A 6,245-nucleotide genomic window follows, 5' to 3' on the forward strand; every position below is an offset into this window, starting at 1 on the left:
CGGGCTTTCTTCTTGCACCGCTCGGAACGAGCCGGACTTCCCAAAAGCCCCCGCTTTTAAGCGTGGGGTTCCTTACTCCGTATTGGTTTGAATCGGAACGATAGCAGCAGGCGACGGAAGTTCCGCTAACTCTACCCCACAGCCGTGTCTTTTAGTCTGCAGTTTCTAATTGCTCTAATTCTTGCGTAGACTGCCATCCAGCTTGCCAGAGCGATCGATCTTTGAGCTGTGCGGCGTTCAGCCAAAAACGCACATTTGGATCGCAAGCCGCCACCATTTCTGCAAATACCCATTTACCTTCGTTTTTTCGGTTGACAACTTGAAAGTGTCGCCACCCCCAAGTTTTTTGGTGTGAAGTCCATCGGGAACCAACTAAATAAGGAAATTTTTGTTTTTTGCTCACAGTATTTTTCTGGAAAAATATATTAGAAAGCAAGTGAATTGTAATATAGCCATCCTAAATCCTTTGTGTAATTCTTGTAGGGGCAAACCCCCCGTGGTTTTCCCCATGAGGCCGGGTAGGCAAAGAAAGGTACTATCCCTACATCTTTGTACGACTCCTGCAAGGATTGCTATATAACTCGTTCTGTTTGATGATAGTGAACTACCAGACGCTGACCACTTAAGTGGTACAGCTCTGGCTTCCTGGTTCAACGGGGCGGGGCGTCCAACAAAACCGAAGTTTTACTCTTGGCGACTTACATCCCCTCCGCAGGTAGAAGCGCTAGTTCCTAACGCCAAAATCCGCAAGGCTTCATTTCTAATATTTATCGAAGCGTTTACATCACGATCGTGATGAGTACCACAATGCTGGCAAGTCCATTTCCTAACATCAAGGGTTAGACTCTCAACTCGATTTAGACATACATGACACGTCTTAGAGCTAGGGAACCATCTGTCAATTTCGACATATTGCTTTCCTTCGCTCTCTGACTTGTATTTGAGCATGGTACAGAACATACCCCAACCAACATCACTAATTGATGAAGCTAAATGATGATTCTTCACCATACCTTTGATATTGAGATTTTCTACTGCAACAACTTGGTTTTCGTTCACTATCTTGCGGGATAGCTTGTGCAGAAAATCTTCCCGGCATCGAGCAATTTTGGAGTGAACTGTCGCAACTGCCAGCCTTGCCTTCTTTCGGTTTTGACTGCCTTTCTTTTTGCGAGAAAGCTTCTGTTGTTTTCGCTTTAAGTTCCGCTGGCGTTTGACAAAATGTTTGGGATTGCTAAATTTAGAACCATCGCTGGTAATCGCAAAATGAGTCAATCCTACATCAATACCAATAGCCTTTTCTGCTGAAACTAGCTCAGGTTTTTCTTTCCCGTCATCAATCAAAACAGAAACAAAGTGTTTACCATCCGGGTTTCGAGACACGGTAACAGTTTTGATGTCGCCCTCAAAACCACGGTGTCGCCGACAAAAAACTAAGCCAATCTTCGGGAGACTAATATAGTCGCCGTCGAACTTGACATTTTGAGGATAGCTGATTGACTGCCTACCGTGCTTGGCTTTAAATTTGGGCGGCATCGCCCTCTTGTCAAAGAAGTTTTTATAGGCAGTAGACAAATTCAACGCAACTACCTGTAAACATTGAGAATAAGGCTCTTTTAGCCATTCGTATTCTTTTTTGAGTGCAGGGAGTAAGCCTTGTATGCACCCTCTAGAAAGTCCTTTACCAGTATTTTTGTAGGTTTCTTGACACAGATTCAAAGCATAGTTCCAAAACCATCTCGCACAGCCAAAAGACTTTGCCAGCAAGACTTCTTGCTCGTCTGTGGGATAGATTCTGTACTTGTATGCTTTGTACACTTATCGAGAATGCCAAATACTGATAAAATAATGATACCACACACAAACGATACTGATTCGCTGTCGCTCAAGTTGTTTTTTGGTTCATTTTCATCCCGACGCTCTACCGTAGGTAGAGCGCAGGACTTCCCATTCACGTTAGTTAAAGCTCGTCAAATCCTCTCCCCCTCTCCCCTTCTCTTGAACATAACAAATAATATAGAGCCGCTGCAGCTTACAGGAGAGTACACCTAAACTCTATCTGCAAGTAGATGCGTTTATTGTAACTTGCAGCAGTTTCGCATCGGGGCTCAAAAGTAAGGGCAGTTCAATGACTGCCCCTGTAATTAGTTATACCTATTGAATAGGATAATTTTTCAGGCGATCCACAAATAGCAAATTTATCCAGTACGAGCTAAATCGTGAATCTCAAATCTAAAAGCAAATAACCCAGGTTATAGTTGTGCAGAATAATCCTTTCTGTGAAACTTACTCAAATCTACTTTTAGAGCAGGTTTGACGTTCACTTCCTGTTTCTATCAAAGCGGTCGGCCGCTTCTTGTCCACAGGCGTGTTTTCGAGCCCAACTTTCCCTACAAACATTTTTTCAATCTTAATCGTGTTTCATTGATCCTGTACAGCTCAATAAAAACGCACTTTTAGGTAAGATTGACTACTTTCTTTGATTCTGTCGCTACCTCTTGATTACTTCCCTGTTAAGGCTTTTGGCCTGATAAGTCCAGAGGAAGTTGGGGAAGCCGGAGGCGAACCGCATTTGTTTGCAGCCAGAGAGTGATAGCGTGCTTCCGTTGCGGAGTCACGTACTCTCCCGGTCTGATCACGCCAGCACAGACGCCGATGTTTTTAATAAGGGTTTCTCGCTCCGATGAACTTGCACCCTGTAGCAACCTGACTTGGGCTTTGATAAAATCCACGTTCATAGCTGAAAGTAAAAGTAAGTAAAGAACTCAGTTAAATAGCGATGCTTTGGTTCCGATTGTAACTCTAAAACCACTTGGTATGAATCAAATTGATTCAACATCCCCAGGATGGGGATCGGGGCGTCTAGAGCTAGCCAACTTTATTTACTTTATCTGTTTTTGCTAGCAAAAGTGTCACTATGCTAGCAGTTTTGGCAGAATTCTTTATAGTTAAGAACTGTTACAAAGTTGGCTCGATTTCCACCATACGGCAGAGTTTAGTGCTAACGCTACTTTCCTGAACCCAAAAAGTTCAGCATTGTCTCCAACTCCTTGCCTTCCTAGGTTTTACACTCCCCGATTGGGAAGCGATCGCTCCGGGAACATTCCTCTTCGAGAGCCCCTCTTAACACCCGGACACCGCCAGATCACCCTATTGATTTAGCTCGTCCTGTAGACTTGGCTGTGGACTATAACTTTAGGCATACGTGTTGTTACCGGGGCTACAATAAGCGAGCAAGTTTTTATTCTTGTTTCTCAAGGAAATATTTTTTGGATTTTCTTGCAAAGCCCTTTTTTGTGTTAAATAAGGCAGCTTTGTGAGCTCCGGGCCAACGAAGACTCGCAGCTTGCGAATCCAGATATCTTGTGCTGTGTGGCGGTGAATCTGTTTCCTGAATTCATGAGGGGCGATCGCTCGTCGGCGAGAATTGTCAGTAACGGCTCATTTTGTATAATTCATAACAGATATGTCACTGCTAATAATTTAAAAACAGCACAAGTTTAAACAGTCTTCCATCCGTCGATCGCTCCTAATAACCCACAAAAAGGGATAAAAAAATTAACTCTGCATACCCTATGTTTTAAGGCGACTTTGCGTTAGCCATTTGCCTTGTATAGCAATTCGACATAGCCCAAGTTGCGGGCAACTACAGTTAAAATAAACTATAGATTAAGCTGATATTTCTACGTGATAAAATACAAAAATTAAGCTTTTTGGATTCACGATTAAAATTAAATAATTGACCGCTTTTTTCCTATTTATAAATATATATTTACCACCCTCCTTATTGTTAAAAAACCTCTGTCTTGACGGCGTAGGCGCCGATTTAGAGAACTCTGGATGTGAAGTAAAGATATTAATTAACCCGCGTTGCACAATTTGAGGATTATTGTGGGGAGTAGGGTTAGGCGTCCCGCCTGCTGTGAAAATACACGCCTTCAGGCTCATGGGCCCATCCACAAAAAACATCAAAATCATCCCAGTATTATGCAACCCCAATTAACCAGCCCATACGATATCTTTCACTATACAAAAACGAACCGACCAGGGGGCATAGAAAATCCCCTCGCGCCGAAGCTGGGGAGGGGAAATGGTGAAGAAAATTATTGGTTTTAAATTATCGATATGTAGGTCTCTTTTTGCAGTATCAAGAGGTATCGAGCGAGCGAACGACCTACTTCGGTCAGTCGCTAAGATAATTTCCCGGTGGGAAACCGAGAAATTATCAACTAAATCAACCTTTTTTCTGCTGGCGTTGCAGCTTAGTTTTCCAATTGGCGATCTCCTTCTGAGCCGGCTGATAACTCTTAGTACCCGACGGCACCAGCGAAGCAGCTTCAACTGCCTCTTTCAACTTTCCTTGAGAGCCGCGCAACTGAGCAATTTTGAGAATACTTTCGCTCCACTGTCCAATTAACTGTTGAGCTTCTTCATACTTCGGCTGACCGGGTTCAATTTTATTAGCTTGCTGGATGCCTTTACTGTAAGAAGAGGCAACCCCCCGCTTAATTTGACCCTTAGCAGCCGATAGCAAAGCAGCATTTACATCCTGGTCTTTGGATAGCTCCTCCCACTGAGCGATCGCCTCTTTCGACTGATTGTACACAGGCTTATTGACATCCGGCATCAATTTAGCCGCGCCGATCGCCCCCTGGAAATCGCCCCGAGCAGCCCGCCCGTTAGCTATATCCAAAATTGTCAAACTCCACCGCTCAATATCCTGCTGAGCCTGCGGGTAGAGCGGATCGCTAGCCGGAATCGTTCGAGCCTTAACCACCGCTTTATTAAAACTAGAAGCCGAACCATCCTTAAGGAAAGTTTTTGCCTCAGCCCACACCTGCTGGCTCGATGGTGGCTGCTTGGTTCCACTCCCTGCTTGCACCGCCCGCGGTTGGTTCTGCGACCCCCCAGTACCAGTAAATTTTTGAGAGCCTGGGTTTTGGGCATTTCCACCAGGCGATCGAGGATCTCCTTCCTGCTGACCAATAAAAATTGATGGGTTCGTCACATAAACGCCCGACAGCAGCACTACAGCCGTAGCTAAGCTCCATAAAACTAGCTGCTGCAAAAATGACTTATCTGACCCCGCGTTATGCTCATCCTCCGGCTTTTGCAAGTTCGGTCGATCGCCCCCCCGATCGGCAGGGGCCACAGCATTCGGCTGCGACACAGGCGGCATCTCAACCGGCGAATCCTCAGCATTGCGAACTGCCGGAGGCAGATCCATTCGAGCCGTAGCCGTCGCCATTTGCGGGCGATCGAACCCATCAGCCGTACCAACCGTCATATTGCCGTTGCGTCCGGCCAACGCAGCAGTTGGTACCCCTGAAGTATCCGGCAAAATCACCAAATTAGCCTTTCCCGGAGGATTCACCACCATCAAAGGTTCTTGTTTCGGACGCAAATGGTGGTCACACAGCTCCGGCACTCGATCGCTCAAAAAACGGTCTAAACCCTTAATGGTCATGCACTGTCCCGATCGTAGCCCCTCCAAAAGCGCCGTCGTAAAAAACCCCTGACGCAAAGCCGAAGTTTCCCGCGAAACTTGATTCGGGCGGCAAGAAAGCACCGTAGGGATTTCCCGTTCCCGCGCCAGCTCGACCGTTTGAGAGCCGATCTTTTCCCCCGCTTTCACAATCTGGCTGCGGTTCATATCAACCAGCACCAATACCGTTTCCGTAGGAGCGTTTTTCAGAGTATTCAACAGCCACTCTACCGGAATCCCCGTACCCTGAATGTCAGCCGGATTGCCGTCAATCGGCATCAAATAATCCTTACCTTCATAGCTGACACCGTAGCCGCTAAAAAAACACCAGAGTAAATCTCCTTGTTGCACATGTTGCGCGCAGAGGCTTTGGGTCAATCTCAGAATATTTTCCCGATTTGGATATGTAGATTGACCCCACAGCGACGGCGAGCTATCGGTCATCAGCAGACATCCATCCGGCGCAAAACCCGCCTCCTCAGTCAAAAAACCGTACAGAGCCTCTGCATCCTCTTGGGCATAACTCAAAGGCTGGAGTAACTGATATTGATTGATGCCTATTGCAATACAAGCGTGATTTTTCATCCCCATATGTCCTATATATATAGTGGACAGCTTGCACAAAACGATAACACATACTCGTTTAAGTAAGGTTATACTCACATCTTGCACCATTCTCGCTTAACAGGCTTTTCGGCCTGTTCCACAAAGAGTAGATTGTCTTGTGGAACAGGCCGAAAAGCCTGTTCATAAAAAGCTT

The 6,245-nt window shown here is 45.7% G+C and carries 4 protein-coding genes; all 4 read right to left on the bottom strand.

From position 1 onward, the window contains the following. Positions 1-151: 151 nt before the first annotated feature. Positions 152-403, bottom strand: coding sequence for a TIGR02450 family Trp-rich protein (locus tag QUB16_RS32630; RefSeq protein ID WP_333322500.1), 252 nt, complete (start codon positions 401-403; stop codon positions 152-154). A gap of 281 nt (positions 404-684) precedes the next feature. Then, positions 685-1,818 carry an RNA-guided endonuclease TnpB family protein gene (locus QUB16_RS32635; protein WP_333322502.1) on the bottom strand — a complete coding sequence of 378 codons (1,134 nt, stop codon included), beginning with the start codon at positions 1,816-1,818 and terminating at the stop codon, positions 685-687. A gap of 695 nt (positions 1,819-2,513) precedes the next feature. Continuing rightward, entirely contained in the window at positions 2,514-2,738 is a 225-nt protein-coding gene (locus QUB16_RS32640; RefSeq protein ID WP_006635912.1) for a hypothetical protein, read from the bottom strand. A 1,496-nt stretch (positions 2,739-4,234) separates the two neighbouring features. Further along, positions 4,235-6,070: a caspase family protein gene (locus QUB16_RS32645; protein ID WP_333322504.1), complete on the bottom strand. Its 1,836-nt coding sequence runs from the start codon at positions 6,068-6,070 to the stop codon at positions 4,235-4,237. Positions 6,071-6,245 lie beyond the last annotated feature (175 nt).

The organism is Microcoleus sp. D3_18a_C4, from assembly GCF_036702415.1.
Taxonomy (GTDB): domain Bacteria; phylum Cyanobacteriota; class Cyanobacteriia; order Cyanobacteriales; family Microcoleaceae; genus Microcoleus.

Excerpts from the sequence above, each read along its gene's own strand:
- QUB16_RS32640 (WP_006635912.1), bottom strand. The coding sequence starts at position 2,738 with ATGAACGTGGATTTTATCAAAGCCCAAGTCAGGTTGCTACAGGGTGCA.
- QUB16_RS32645 (WP_333322504.1), bottom strand. The coding sequence starts at position 6,070 with ATGAAAAATCACGCTTGTATTGCAATAGGCATCAATCAATATCAGTTA.